The sequence below is a fragment of the Nonomuraea sp. LPB2021202275-12-8 genome (genome assembly GCF_037044575.1).
Lineage (GTDB): Bacteria > Actinomycetota > Actinomycetes > Streptosporangiales > Streptosporangiaceae > Nonomuraea.
This window is the reverse complement of sequence record NZ_JBAHWD010000023.1, coordinates 14,843-27,280: the sequence shown is the minus strand read 5'-3', so window position 1 is coordinate 27,280 and position 12,438 is coordinate 14,843. Positions and strand designations below refer to the sequence as shown.

13 protein-coding genes are annotated in these 12,438 nt (G+C 70.5%); 3 read left to right on the top strand and 10 right to left on the bottom strand.

Annotation, left to right across the window (positions count from 1 at the left end):
* Positions 1–41: 41 nt before the first annotated feature.
* The 5 genes from V5E28_RS32635 to V5E28_RS32615 all read right to left on the bottom strand — a co-directional run bounded on the left by V5E28_RS32635 (position 42) and on the right by V5E28_RS32615 (position 3,783).
* On the bottom strand, positions 42–188 hold the full coding sequence (locus V5E28_RS32635) for a hypothetical protein (protein ID WP_336212683.1): 147 nt from the start codon (positions 186–188) through the stop codon (positions 42–44).
* Positions 189–209: 21 nt separating this feature from the next.
* Positions 210–1,511, bottom strand: coding sequence for an MFS transporter (locus tag V5E28_RS32630; RefSeq protein ID WP_336212681.1), 1,302 nt, complete (start codon positions 1,509–1,511; stop codon positions 210–212).
* A gap of 111 nt (positions 1,512–1,622) precedes the next feature.
* Complete coding sequence (locus V5E28_RS32625) at positions 1,623–1,979, bottom strand: nuclear transport factor 2 family protein (RefSeq protein ID WP_336212679.1); 357 nt, start codon at positions 1,977–1,979, stop codon at positions 1,623–1,625.
* A gap of 49 nt (positions 1,980–2,028) precedes the next feature.
* A complete protein-coding gene (locus V5E28_RS32620; RefSeq protein ID WP_336212677.1) occupies positions 2,029–2,433 on the bottom strand; it encodes a hypothetical protein in 405 nt (134 codons plus the stop codon).
* A 135-nt stretch (positions 2,434–2,568) separates the two neighbouring features.
* Positions 2,569–3,783 (bottom strand): MFS transporter, encoded by a 1,215-nt coding sequence (locus V5E28_RS32615; protein WP_336212675.1) that lies wholly within the window; start codon positions 3,781–3,783, stop codon positions 2,569–2,571.
* 23 nt (positions 3,784–3,806) lie between these two features.
* Here V5E28_RS32615 and V5E28_RS32610 point away from each other — a divergent pair, with 23 nt between their 5' ends.
* A complete protein-coding gene (locus V5E28_RS32610; protein ID WP_336212673.1) occupies positions 3,807–4,862 on the top strand; it encodes a LacI family DNA-binding transcriptional regulator in 1,056 nt (351 codons plus the stop codon).
* 55 nt (positions 4,863–4,917) lie between these two features.
* Here V5E28_RS32610 and V5E28_RS32605 read toward each other — a convergent pair whose 3' ends face one another.
* Positions 4,918–5,808, bottom strand: coding sequence for an NAD(P)-dependent oxidoreductase (locus tag V5E28_RS32605; RefSeq protein ID WP_336212672.1), 891 nt, complete (start codon positions 5,806–5,808; stop codon positions 4,918–4,920).
* Positions 5,809–5,970: 162 nt separating this feature from the next.
* On the opposite strand from V5E28_RS32605, the gene V5E28_RS32600 reads away from it, so the two are divergent.
* Both V5E28_RS32600 and V5E28_RS32595 read left to right on the top strand, forming a co-directional pair.
* Entirely contained in the window at positions 5,971–6,318 is a 348-nt protein-coding gene (locus V5E28_RS32600; protein ID WP_336212670.1) for a winged helix-turn-helix transcriptional regulator, read from the top strand.
* A gap of 242 nt (positions 6,319–6,560) precedes the next feature.
* A complete protein-coding gene (locus V5E28_RS32595) occupies positions 6,561–7,301 on the top strand; it encodes an isocitrate lyase/PEP mutase family protein (RefSeq protein WP_336212668.1) in 741 nt (246 codons plus the stop codon).
* Here the strand turns inward: V5E28_RS32595 and V5E28_RS32590 are convergent, their stop codons facing one another.
* The 4 genes from V5E28_RS32590 to V5E28_RS32575 form a co-directional block, all read right to left on the bottom strand.
* Positions 7,302–9,638, bottom strand: a complete 2,337-nt coding sequence (locus tag V5E28_RS32590) for an ATP-binding protein (RefSeq protein WP_336212667.1) — start codon at positions 9,636–9,638, stop codon at positions 7,302–7,304. It abuts the gene before it with no gap.
* A 148-nt stretch (positions 9,639–9,786) separates the two neighbouring features.
* Complete coding sequence (locus tag V5E28_RS32585; RefSeq protein WP_336212666.1) at positions 9,787–10,257, bottom strand: ATP-binding protein; 471 nt, start codon at positions 10,255–10,257, stop codon at positions 9,787–9,789.
* A complete protein-coding gene (locus V5E28_RS32580) occupies positions 10,254–10,436 on the bottom strand; it encodes a DUF5999 family protein (RefSeq protein ID WP_336212664.1) in 183 nt (60 codons plus the stop codon). Before V5E28_RS32580 ends, V5E28_RS32585 begins: the two co-directional genes overlap by 4 nt.
* Positions 10,437–10,675: 239 nt before the next feature.
* Positions 10,676–12,337, bottom strand: a complete 1,662-nt coding sequence (locus V5E28_RS32575; protein ID WP_336212662.1) for a class I adenylate-forming enzyme family protein — start codon at positions 12,335–12,337, stop codon at positions 10,676–10,678.
* Positions 12,338–12,438: the final 101 nt, after the last annotated feature.

Genomic DNA, 12,438 nt, shown 5'->3' with positions numbered 1-12,438 from the left:
GATCTTTACAGACTTCTGTCTGACCAGTCCATGACCGCAGGTCAAACACCTGGTGCGGGACATCTGGTGAGGCGGAGGTCGTAGGCGCCGTCGGCGCGGGCCGTCTCGTAGTAGAGCCACCACTGGCCGTCCACGATCAGCGCGTGACGTAACGCAGGGAGCCGGTGGCGTACGGCGAGGTCGCCCACGGCGCGTCGGGCGTCAGCCGGCTAGACCGGCTCGGCGGCCGGCCGCTCGGCGCGGCGGGCGCGCTCGGCCAGCGCGTGCTCGTCGGTACGCGAGTCGTACCGGCGAAACCGCGGCAGTGCGGCGGCCAGGGCGGCGACGGCGGCGACGCACAGCAGGCCGCCGGCCGCCAGCGAGAGCCGGGGCCCGCCGAGCCGCTCCATCAGCGACGCCCTGGTGTTGCCCAGCATCGGGCCGGTGGAGTAGGAGAGCAGCTCGATGCCTGCCAGCCTGCCCCGCATCTCGTTGGGGATCGTCTGGTTCCACATGGTCATCCTGAAGATGCCGCTCACCATGTCGGCCGCGCCCGCCAGCGCCAGGCAGGCGAACATCACCCAGAAGTTCGGGACCAGCCCGGCCAGTGCCACCGCCACGCCCCACAGCGCCGCCGCCACGGCCACGCCCAGGCCGTGCCGGTGCACGCGGGCGGTCCAGCCGCCGGTCAGCGAGGCCACCAGGGAGCCCACGGCGCCCGCCGAATACAGCAGGCCGACCGCCTCCAGCGCGCCGTACTCCTCGGCCAGCCCGGGGAACAGCGACGTCGACATGGCGAACACCATCGCGGCGACGTCGACCAGGTAGGTCCCGACCAGATCCTTGCGGCCCACGGCGTAGCGCACGCCTTCGACCAGCGACTTCAGCGAGGCGGCCGCGGCGCCCTCGGCCGGCGGCCTGGCGTTGATCCGCCACAGCAGCAGCAGTGACAGTACGAAGCTGACGGTGTCGAGCCCGTAGGCGAAGGCCGGGCCGAGCGTGGCCACCAGCAGGCCGCCCAGCGCCGGGGCGGCGATCGCGCCGAAGTTCCAGCGCAGGCTCGTCAGCACCGCCGCCGCGCCGAGCTGCTCGTGCTTGACGACCTGCGGAATCAGCGACTCCATGCTGGGCCGCTGCAGGCAGGTGATGCCCATCGCCAGCGCGCCCACCACGTACAGCACCCAGACCTGCGGATCGGGCAGCATCGCGTTGACCATGAGCAGCGCCGAGGTGATCGTCAGTCCGACCTCGCTCAGCAGGATGATCTTGCGCCGGTCCAGCGCGTCCGCGATCGCCCCGCCCCACAGCCCGCAGACCACCATGGGCACGAACTCCGCCAGGCTCATCAGCCCGACCGCCACATAGGAGCCGGTCAGCTCCCACATCTGGTAAGGCACCGCCACCATGGTGATGAACGTGCCGAACATGGTCACGACCCCTGACACCATGAGCAGCCGGAAGTCGCGCGAGTCGCGCAGCGGGCTCACGTCCAGCGCGAGATGGCCGAGCAGCGATCTGAGCAGGTTGGGCACGGGGCCGATTGTCACGGGCGGCCCCGGGCGCCGCAAACGGTTTTCGGACGGCCAGGCCCGGGCGCACGCGAAAGCCCCCGGCGTGCCGGGGGCCTCGGGCGGGGGTTCGGGTCAGGCGGCGGGGACCTTGTCCAGGAAGCCCAGCACCTTGCTGATCCTGCCGTCCCCGGCCAGCTCCACCACGTCGAACCCGACGACCACGGGCTCCCCGCCCGCCGGGCCGAGGTGCCAGGTGAAGCGGGCGATGTCGTGGTGGGCGTCGTAGACCTCGCCGGGGGCGAAGACGAAGCCGGGGAACATGCCCTGCGCTCCCTCGATCACCGCGGCGATCCCGGCGTGCCCGGCCACGTCGGCCAGCGGGTCGGTGTAAGTGGCGTCCTCGGTCCACAGACCGGCGACGGCCTTGGCGCGGGCGTCGGCGTCGGTCTCGTTCCAGACGGCGATGTAGCGGTCGACGAGGTTGCTCATGATTTTCGTCCTTTCTCAGGATATTTCGCGCGAAGTGTTGTACGGCGGGTCAGCGGAGCCGGCGCAGGCCCATGATCTGCAGCTCGGCGAAGACCGCGACCACGAGCGCCTGTGCGACGGCCCACACCGCGCCGATCGTGGTGAACTCCAGTGCCCCGGTGACGACCGCGGCGACGCTGCCGAGCGCCCAGGCGATGTTCAGCCCGATGACCGCCCGGGTGGCCGCCTGGCTGACGGTGCCGCGGGCCGCCAGGAGACCGACCCCCGCGCCGTACACGAGCAGGAAGATCCCGATCCCGCGCAGCAGGCCGGCCCCGGGACCGAGCAGCTCGGTGACCAGACCGGCGCCGGCGAGGTAGACCAGCCCGTTGACCCCCGTGACGGCGGCGTCGAGGGCCAGGACGAGGCGCAGGAACCTCGCGCGATCAGTGGTGGCAACGGTGAGAGTGCTCATCTCGCATCTCCTTCAGGCGTTCTTTCCGACAGCCCAAAGGTGTCACCGGACGCATAGGCGGCGCGATTACGCGCGAGGTAATGGCGAGCGTCCAGCCGCATCCCCGCCGACCGGAACAAGGGCCGTACGGGCCGCTCAGGTGCGGATCGAGTGCGGCGTCTCGTCGAGGGAACGGACGGCCCCTGCTCGCTTGAGTGCTGACAGTGCCGGGATCGTCGCCAGGAGTCCGGCGGTCAGGGCGGCGATGCCGAGAAACGCCTTCTGCACCCCGGTGGCGTCGGCGAGCAGGCCGAAATATGCCGGTCCGGCGAGGTAGCCGAGGTAGGCGACCGTGGAGATGGTGGACGTGGCTCGTCCCCGGGACGCGTCGGGGACGGGGCGAAGACCGTAGGACAGCAGGGTGGGAAAGAGCGCCGAGGTGCCCACGGCGGCGGCGACGATGCCCACCAGCGCGAGCGGCAGCGTTGATGCGAACGCCGTCAAGACGCCTCCGGCCGTGGCGATCATGCTTGCCACGACCAGCGTGGCGATCGGGCTGCGTAACGTGATCGTGGCCGTGGCGAGGCGGGCCAGTGCGGCCGTCGTGGCGAACGCCGCCGGCGCGACGGCGGCCAGCGCCGGCGAGGCGGTGAACGCGTCGGTCAGCAGCACGGCAGCCCAGGTCTGATAGGCGTTCTCCGACGCGAACGCCAGCGCGCCGATCGCACCGATGACGAGCAGGGCGACCCGCCAGGACGCGCGACCGGCGTGCGTCGGCGCATCCCGGCTCCCTGGTGCGACAGCGTCCTGCTTAGTCGCGGCGATGACGGCCAGACCGAGAGCCACGACGACCACGGCAGCCGCGGCGAAGGCCGCCGGCAGGCTGTCCGTCATCGCGGTGAGCGCGCCGGCGCCCAGGCTCGAGACCGCGACCGTGGCGGAGAACGCCGCGTGCGAACGGGCCACGACGGGGCGTCCAGTCCTCTTCTCGGCCGTCGCCGCCAGCGTGTTGATCGCCACATCGGCCGCTCCCGAACTGGCTCCCACCGCGAGGACGCCGACGCACAACGCGGCATAGCTCACCGAGGCGAAGGAAAGCACGACGCCCATGACGCCCAGCAATGCGAGCAGTGCTCCGGCGACCCGCAGCCCGAGCGCGTCGACGAGCCGCCCGGTCAGCAGCATGGCGGGCAGAGCACCGGCGGCCACGAGGAGCAGCGCGACGCCGAAGTGCGCATCGCTCACACCGGCCTGGGCTCGCAGCAGGGGAAGGGAGGCGCCCCACACCCCCCAGAAGGCGCCGAACCCGGCGAAGCCGAGGAACGGCGCCGCACGGAACATCCTGGCGGGGCAAGCGATCACGGTCGACATATGTGTAACGCTACACAAGTAGGATGGTCCCCGTGCCGACTGACCGCAGACGCGTGACGCTGAAGGATGTGGCGGCTCGTGCGGGGGTGTCACCCATGACCGCCTCCTACGCCTTCACCCGGCCTGCCCGCGTCGCGGCCGCCACCCGCGACCGCGTGCACCGCGCGGCCGGCGAGCTGGGGTATCGCCCCGACGCCGTGGGCCGCGCGCTGAAATCCGGTCGAACGCAACAGATCGGGGTGGTCTTCAGCGAGCACCTGGCCTACGCATTCGACGATCCCCAAGCGGCACAGTTCCTGGCCGGGGTCGCTGAGGTCTGCGTCGAAGAAGGCCAGGGCCTCACGTTCATCCCCACGCGGGGCGACGCCGCCGACGCCGATCGTGTCCTGTCCGCGGCAGTCGACGGCTTCGTGTTGTGGACCACCGCAGAGGACGATCCGGTGCTGGCGGCGGTCGCCGGCGACCCTCGCCCCGCTGTCATCCAGGGCGGTCCACCACGCCAGGGGATCGCGTGTGTCACCCAGGACGACTACGGTGCCGCCCTCGCAATCGCCTCCCAGGGGCTCCGCGAAGGCCGGACGCCCGTAGTGATCTCATTCCCTCTCGATCGCGACCGCGAGCACATGGTGACGATCGGCGCAGATCTGCCGCCACGCGCACCGTTTCCCGTCACCGACGCCCGTCTGCGCGGTTACCGCACTGCCGTCGAACAGGCCGGGCTCAGCTGGACGAGTACACCGATCGCCGTCGTCGCTCGCAACGCTCAGCGAGATGGCGTCGAGGCGGCGCGCGAACTCGCCCCCCAGCTCACCCCCGATGCGCTCGTCATCGCCATGAGCGACGAACTCGCCCTGGGAGCCCACCAGGCCCTTCGGGAGACTCACCCGGAGGTTGCCTACCTCGGCTGGGATGCTTCGCCGGCCGGCCAACGGCTCGGCATCACGTCCGTCACGAACCCTCTGCGGGACCAGGGGCGCCGCTGCGCTCATGTCGCACTGAACCCCGGCCGACCGAACAACCAAGACATCCCGTGGACCATCACCTCCGGAACCGCGCCCCCGGCCTCCCGCGCGCGATGACCCCGGAGCGGCACCCCGTCCTGTTCTTCGAGCGGACGGTCAGGCCTCGTCCCGCTCATGCCTGTCGGGCCGGCTTTCTGAGCACTTCGGTGAGTGCCGAGATGCTGTCGTCGCCGTGGCCCGCCTCAGCCGCCCGCCTCACCAGGTCGTGCAAGGGGGCGAGCCAGGCCGTGTCGACGTTCGTCTCCTTGGCCAGAGCCTCGTCGTGGGCCGCCCCGGCGAGAAAGAGGTTCACGGAGGAGGCGGCATCGGCATAGTCTCCGCTGTCGATCTCCTTGGCGTAGACCGGCAGCAGAGACTTGATCATGTCCAGCCACTTGCCGGCGAACCGCACCATCGAGTTCGCCTCGAGCCCGCGCGCCTGGACGGCGGCGGCGCCCTGGAAGAAACCGACCAGCGCGGGCAGCAGGATGGCGCCCACGGCCATCTCGTACAGGGCGGCGAGATCGGTCTCCTCGCCGAGGTGCACGGTATCGCCTCCCAGCACCTTCAAGGTCGTCTCGAACTCCTCGAAGACGGTCTTGTCACCGCTGTAGTACAGCAGGGTGTCCGGCGCTCCCACGGCCGAGGGCACGTTCTTGACGGCCCCGGCCAGGAACCGGGCGCCGTGGCCGACGGCCCAGGCGGCCGTGTCCCGGGCGCCGACGGGGGAGCCGCTGTTCAGCGTGACAAGAGCCCGCCCAGGTAGCGACTTGACGGCCGGCTCCAGCGCCAGTCGAGTGTCCTCGAAAGTGGTCAGACAGGTGATGATCAGCGGACTTGCCGCCACCGCGTCCTCGATGGCCTCCGCGTGCCCGGCCCCCATGGCGATCAGGGGTGCGGCCTTGGCGGCGGTCCTGTTCCAGACGGTGGTCGGGTGGCCGGCCTGGACGAAGGCCTCGGCCAGTGCCGCGCCCATCGAGCCCAGTCCGATGACGGTCACCGGCGTCGGGTGATTCTCAGTCACGTGCGTACTCCAGTCACAGAGAGAAAGAAGAAGAGGTGAGCGTGCCGCCTTCGATGCCGCTGGGGGCTTGGTGCGGCCGGTTCTCCATGCTGGGTCGGCACAGACATTTACTCAAGTACCGACAATTTTGTCGGGTACTGACAAAAATGTAAGTATTGGTGGATGACAAAGAAGCGGACGTTCACCTGCGGGCTCGACGCTGCCATCGCCGTCATGGGAGGCAAGTGGAAGGGGCTGATCCTTTTCGCGCTCCAGGATGGCCCCGTGCGCTTCGGGGAGCTGCGGCGGGCGGTCCCCGGCATCAGCGAGCGGGTGCTGATCCTGCAGCTTCGGGAGATGGAGGCCACCGGGCTGCTGCATCGTGAGGTCTATCACCAGGTCCCTCCCAAGGTGGAGTACTCGCTCACCGAGTTCGGCCACTCGCTCAACACCGCGATGGCATCGCTCGGGGCGTGGGGCGAGGAGAACATCGAGCGGATCGAGGCCATCCCCTGGGATCGAGTCGGATGATCGGCGGGGGCGGAGACGAGCCGCCGGCTGTCAGGCGCAGGCGCATCCGGACGGAAGCGCGGTGTCGCCGTTCGGGCGGCTCGCCTGGAAACCGACGCTGGTGCTGCCGGCAGGCCATCGAGCTCGCTGCGAGACGCGTGACTCGATCTCTGTGTCGGGGATCACATCGTCATATCGTCACGAACGGAGGAGTTGTTGAGTCCTCATAGCGACGGCTCCCACCCAAGGATGAGGAAACGGCCATGTCCAACGCCCGTACCGATCTGCTTCGCGACCTGCACCGGCCCGGCGACCCGCTGATCCTGCCGAACGTGTGGGATGCGGCCAGCGCCTCCGTCGTCGCCGAGGTGGGCTACCCAGCCCTGGCGACCGCCAGCGCGTCGATCTCCGCCATGCTGGGGTACGACGACCACGAGGGCGCGCCCGTCGGCGAGATGTTCGACGCCGCCGCCCGGGTCATCCGGGCCGTGGACGTACCGGTGACCGTCGACGCCGAAGCCGGCTACGGCCTGCCGCCCGGGGAGCTCGTCGAACGGCTCACCGCCATCGGCGCGGCCGGGTTCAACATCGAGGACACCGACCAGCGCGCAGGAGGACTCCTCGACGCCGGCACGCAGGCGGAGCGCATCGCCGCGCTCCGGACGGCGAGCCCGGACCTGGTGATCAACGCCCGGATCGACCTGTTCCTGACCGGTTCCGCCACGGTCGAGGAGGTGGCCGAACGTGGCCGCCGCTATCTGGAGGCCGGCGCCGACTGCGTCTTCCCCATACTCGCCCCTTCGGAAGAGGTGATCGCCGAGCTGGTCAAGGCCATCCCCGGACCAATCAACGTCACCTGTCTGCCCGGCATGGACCTGGGCAGGCTCGCCGCGGTGGGCGTCGCCCGCGTCTCCTTCGGCCCGATGACCTACCTGACCGCGCTGGAAGCGCTCAAGTCCATGGCCAGTCGCATCCGGTCGGGGCAGGACCCCTACAGCGCCTGACTACTGTGCCTCGTCGGTGGCCCTGGCCCGCTCACCCACCCACACGGCGATCTGGGCGCGGGAGTGGAAACCCAGCTTGGACAGGATGTGCTCGATGTGGCCTTCGGCGGTCCGCTGGGCGATCACCAGGGACGCCGCGATCTCCTTGTTCGTCATCCCCTGGGCGACGAGCTGGGCGATCTCCGTCTCCCGCGGGGTGAGCGGCGCCGGCTCCGCCGGCCCATCCTCCGCGGCGGGCTCTTCCTCCAGGCCGTAGGCGAGCGACTCGTCGTACGGAAGCCGGGAGCCCTGCCTGACGGCGGCGGCGAAGGCGTGCTCGCCCAAGGCCTCGCGGGTACGCCGCTCGCAGTCGTCGTGGTAGCCGGCCAGGTGCCCGTACCCGCCCAGCGGGGCGCCGACGGACCGCCAGACCGTCCTGAGGCTGCCCAGCAGGCGGGCCGCCCGCTCCCACCGCTCCTGAGTGGCGGCGATCCACGCCAGCACCTCGAGGTTCACGCCGACGCCCAGCGTGTCGCCGAGCGACCGGTTGAAGGTCAGGCTCTGCTTCTCCAGCTCGGCCGCGCGCTCCACGTCCCCGTGCAGCCACACTTCGACGCCCAGCGCCATCATCGTGTACGCGCGGTGCCAGCCTTCACCGTGGGCGTCGCACACGGACAGGCACTCCTCGGCGAGACGGATGGCGAGCGAGGAGTCGTCGAGGAAGGAGTGCGCCAGAGACAGCCGGATCAGCGACAGGGCCTCACCCACCGGGTCCTGCGTGCCGCAGAGCCTGGCCAGGGCGTCCTCGTACAGCTTGATCGCGCTTTGGGCGTGCCCGCCGGACATGGCGACCATCCCGGAGAAGAGTGCGACGTAGCCGAGGATCGACTCGTCCTCCAGCGACTCGCCGATGCGGCGGCTCTCCTCCAGCATCGCGGTGGCCGCGGGGATGTCGCCCTGGATGACGGCCAGCCAGCTACCGGCCCACAGTGCGCGGGCGCGGACGTCGCTCGGCTCGCTGTCGGCGGCCAGCCCCCGGTCGAACCAGCTCCGCCCCTCGCCGAGGTAGTAGCTCGTGATCCAGTGATAGAGCAGGTCGGTGGTCATGCCGAGGCCGTCGGTGATCCCGTCGGGCTCGCCGAAGGCGCTTTCCAGCGCGGTGCGCAGGTTGGCGTGCTCCAGGTTCAGCAGGGTGAACCAGGTCACCTGCGCGGGCCCGAACAGCTCCGCGCGTGCCCGTGCGGCCAGATCGCGGTAGTGGTCGCGATGCCGCCGTCGGAGCGCGGCCTCCTGGCCGGAGGCGGTGAGCCGATCGCGGCCGTACTGGCGGATCGTGTCGAGCATCCGGTAGCGCACGTTCTGCTGGTGGTCCTCCCGGGTCAGGATGGACTTGTCCACCAGCCCGATCACCAGGTCGACGACCTCCTCGCGGGCGATGCCGTCGCCCGCGAGGACCGCCTCGGCCGCGGCCAGGTCGAAGGTGTCCGCGAACACCGAGGCGCGCTCCCACAGCAGCCGTTCGCTGTCCGAGCACAGGGCGTAGCTCCAGTCGATGAGCGCGCGCAGCGTCTGATGGCGCGGGAGCACGGCCCGCGACCCTGCGGTGAGCAGGCGGAACCGGTCGTCCAGCCGGTCCAGGAGCTGCTGGGCCGACAGGGCGCGGAGCCGGGCGGCCGCCAGCTCGATCGCGAGCGGCAGGCCGTCGACGCGACGGCAGATGGCAGCCACGGCGTCCCGGTTCTCCTCGGTGACGGCGAACGTCGGCAGGACGGCGCGGGCGCGCTCGGCGAACAGCCGCACCGCGTCGGAGCGCAGGAGCGCGTCGAGTGACCCGCGGGACTCGCCGAAGGCGGGCAGCGGCAGTGCCGGCACGGTCAGCGCCTGCTCGCCCGCGATGCCGAGCGCCTGGCGGCTCGTGGCCAGGATGCGCAGCTCCGGGGCCGCGCGCATCAGCGTCTCCGCCAGTACGGCGCACTCCTCGACCAGGTGCTCGCAGTTGTCCAGGATCAGCAGCGCCTGCTTGTCGCGCAGGTGTTCGGTGAGCACGCGCAGGGGTGAGGAGGCCGAACGGTCCCGGATCTCCAGGGCTTCGGCCACGGACTGGGCGAGCATGCCGGGGCCGTCCAGTGCCGCCAGCTCCGCCAGCCACACGCCGTCCCTGAACGCGCGCCCGACCTCCGCGCCCGCACGCAGGGCGAGCCTGGTCTTGCCGACCCCGCCGGCGCCGGTCAGCGTCACCGTACGTGACGTGCACAGGAACTGCTTGACCTCGGCCACCTCGTGCCGACGTCCGACGAAACTCGTGACCTCCGCCGGCAGCGTGCTCGTCCGGTGCCGCCGGGAGGGGCTCGCTATCACCGCAGGTTTTGATCCTTCGTGCCAGGGGCGCTCCATTAATCACGTTATGCCCGCCCTGCTGGATGGATGCGGGAGGGCAGGTCAAGGCGGGTTCAACGACGTTTGGGCAAGGCGAGAACCTCGCCGGGGGATCTGGCCTGACCGCTGCTCAGTACGCCTCGGAAGCCGGCACGCCGACGGCGGCCCAGACCCGCTCGCGTACGGGCACCGCGAGCTCGAACCAGACCGTCTTCCCCCGAGCGGTGACGTCGCTGCCCCAGCAGCAGGCGAGCATGTCGACCAGGTGCAGCCCGCGCCCCTGCGTGTCGTCCGCGCGCACCGGGCGGACGCTGGGCGGCTTGACGGCCTCGTCCTCGACCTCGCAGCGCAGCAGCCCGTCCTCGAACGTCAGGCCGAGCCGGATGCCGCCGCGCCCGTGCCGCAGCGCGTTGGTGACCAACTCGCTGACGAGCAGCTCGACGACCTCGGCCTGGTCGTGAAAGCCCCAGCGGCCCACCTGCGCGCGGGCCCGGTGGCGGGCCCGGGGCACGGAGGCGGCCTCGGGCGGGAACGTCCATGACGCCTGGCCGGCGGGTTTCTCGTGCACCGTGGCGATGAGCTTGTCGAAGAACGTGGTCACGCGGCGCCCCCCGACGCGTCGACGGGCACCCCGTCGGGCAACAGCTCGCCGGCGTCGTCGAAGCACACCACCCCGTTGCAGAGCAGGCCCCAGCCCTGCTCCGGGTGGTACGCCACCAGACGGGCGGCTTCGTGATCCGCGGCGTCCGCGGGCGGACACGGCGGCTGATGCTGACACATGATTTTTTTCCCCGATCCTGATGAGCAGCTCAGACCCTCCAGCGTGCCTTCACAGGTGGCCGCAGCATCAGGTGATAAATCCCTATATCACTACCTATATCCGCATTACCTAGGTAGTCGCCGGCCGGGGCCCGTACCCCCGGGGAGAAAGCACACGGCCCGCGCCCGTCCGCCGGAGCGGACGTCGCGCGGACCGTGGCGCGGACCGTGGCGCGGACCGTGGCGCGGACCGTGGCGCGTCAGGCGCCCAGGACCTCCCTGCGCAGGTGCGTCTTGAGGATCTTGCCGCCCGGGTTGCGGGGGAGCTCCGTGTCGCGGAACCAGACGTGCGTGGGGATCTTGAACTTGGCGATGCGGCCGGTGAGGAACTCCTGCAGCCCCTCCGCGCTCGCCGTGGCGCCCGGAGCGAGCCGGACGACCGCGCCCACCTCCTCGCCGAGCTCGTCGTGCGGGACGCCGATCACGGCCACGTCGTCGACCGCCGGATGCTCGAACAGGGCGGCCTCCACCTCGGCGCAGTAGACGTTCTCGCCGCCCCTGATGACCATGTCCTTGGCCCGGTCGACGATGTAGACGAAGCCCTCCTCGTCGATCTTGGCCAGGTCGCCGGTGTGCAGCCAGTTGTTCACGAACGTCTCGGCGGTGGCCTGGGGCTTGTTCCAGTAGCCCAGGATGACGTTCGGGCCGCGCACGCACAGCTCTCCCACCTCGCCCGGCGGGAGCTCGTTGCCCATCGGGTCGACCACGCGCACGTCCACCACGGCCGTGGGGCGGCCGATGCTGTCGGGTCTGGCCTGATAGTCGGCGCCGCCGTTGCCGATGGCCAGAGCGGTCGTCTCTGTCATGCCGTAGCCGTTGGAGGGCGCCCGGTTCGGCAGGTTCTCCGTGATGCGCTCCAGGAGTTTGGGCGGGGCCGGCGCTCCGCCGTATCCGAGGGTGGTCAGCGACGACAGGTCGTAGTTGCCGAAGTCCGGATGCGACATGAGCTGCCAGGCGTTGGTCGGCACGCCGATCATCGCCGTGATCCGCTCCCGCTCGATCAGCTTCAGCGCCTGCTCGGGGTCCCACTTGTACATCAGCACCAGGCCGCCGCCGCTGAACATGGTGGTGGTCAGCGCGGAGAAGCAGCCGGTGACGTGGAACAGCGGCACGGTCAGGAGCGTCACCCTGCGCACCGCGGCCGCCTCGGCGTAGTCCTTGCCCGCCATCGTCACGGCGCGCATGAGCCCGTAGGCGACCGTCATCGGCGACTGGCCCAGGTTGCGGTGACTGCCGAGCGCCCCCTTGGGGTTACCGGTGGTGCCCGAGGTGTAGAAGATGGTGGCCGGGTCGCCGGGGGAGAGCTCCACCTCGGGCAGCGTCACGTCGGCCGTGATCTCGCCCAGCACCTCCTCGAACGTCCGCGCGCCCTCCGGGGCCTCGCCCCTGGCCACGATCAGCGGGACGCCGGTGCCCAGGAGCTTGGCGGCGCGCTCGCCGTCGGCGATGAGCACCTTGGCCCCTGAGTCGCTCACCCCGTAGGCCAGCTCGGGCTCGGTCCACCAGGCGTTGAGCGGCACGGCGATGGCTCCGCAGACGAGTGCGGCGGAGAAGGCGATCGACCACTCCGGGTAGTTGCGCATGGCGACGGCCACCCGGTCGCCCTTGCTCACGCCGTACTCCTCGACCAGGCGGTTGGCCAGGGTCGCGACGCGGCGGAAGTGGTCCTCGAAGGTGATGTGCTCGTCCTCGTAGACCAGGAAGACCTTGTCGCCGTGGAACCTGCTGATCTCGAGCAGGGCGCGGAAGTGGGCAGGGGCGTGCTTCCACGTCCGTATCCCGGTGTCGCCGATCTCCTCGATCTCGAAAAGCTGGCCAGGACCGGTGAGCTGGGCTTGGGCCTGGGCGTGCGAAAGGGTCATTACGCAGAACTCCCGCAGTGTACGGCTGTTCGGATAAATCACAGTACCGACCGGTAGGTACGTAGCGCTAGACCGTTCTTCACGAGCGGTTACATGGCTTG

Bases quoted from the DNA above. Each gene is read 5' to 3' on its own strand.
- V5E28_RS32625 (WP_336212679.1), bottom strand. From the start codon at position 1,979: ATGAGCAACCTCGTCGACCGCTACATCGCCGTCTGGAACGAGACCGAC.
- V5E28_RS32620 (WP_336212677.1), bottom strand. From the start codon at position 2,433: ATGAGCACTCTCACCGTTGCCACCACTGATCGCGCGAGGTTCCTGCGC.
- V5E28_RS32615 (WP_336212675.1), bottom strand. From the start codon at position 3,783: ATGTCGACCGTGATCGCTTGCCCCGCCAGGATGTTCCGTGCGGCGCCG.
- V5E28_RS32610 (WP_336212673.1), top strand. From the start codon at position 3,807: ATGGTCCCCGTGCCGACTGACCGCAGACGCGTGACGCTGAAGGATGTG.
- V5E28_RS32600 (WP_336212670.1), top strand. From the start codon at position 5,971: ATGACAAAGAAGCGGACGTTCACCTGCGGGCTCGACGCTGCCATCGCC.
- V5E28_RS32595 (WP_336212668.1), top strand. From the start codon at position 6,561: ATGTCCAACGCCCGTACCGATCTGCTTCGCGACCTGCACCGGCCCGGC.
- V5E28_RS32580 (WP_336212664.1), bottom strand. From the start codon at position 10,436: ATGTGTCAGCATCAGCCGCCGTGTCCGCCCGCGGACGCCGCGGATCAC.
- V5E28_RS32575 (WP_336212662.1), bottom strand. From the start codon at position 12,337: ATGACCCTTTCGCACGCCCAGGCCCAAGCCCAGCTCACCGGTCCTGGC.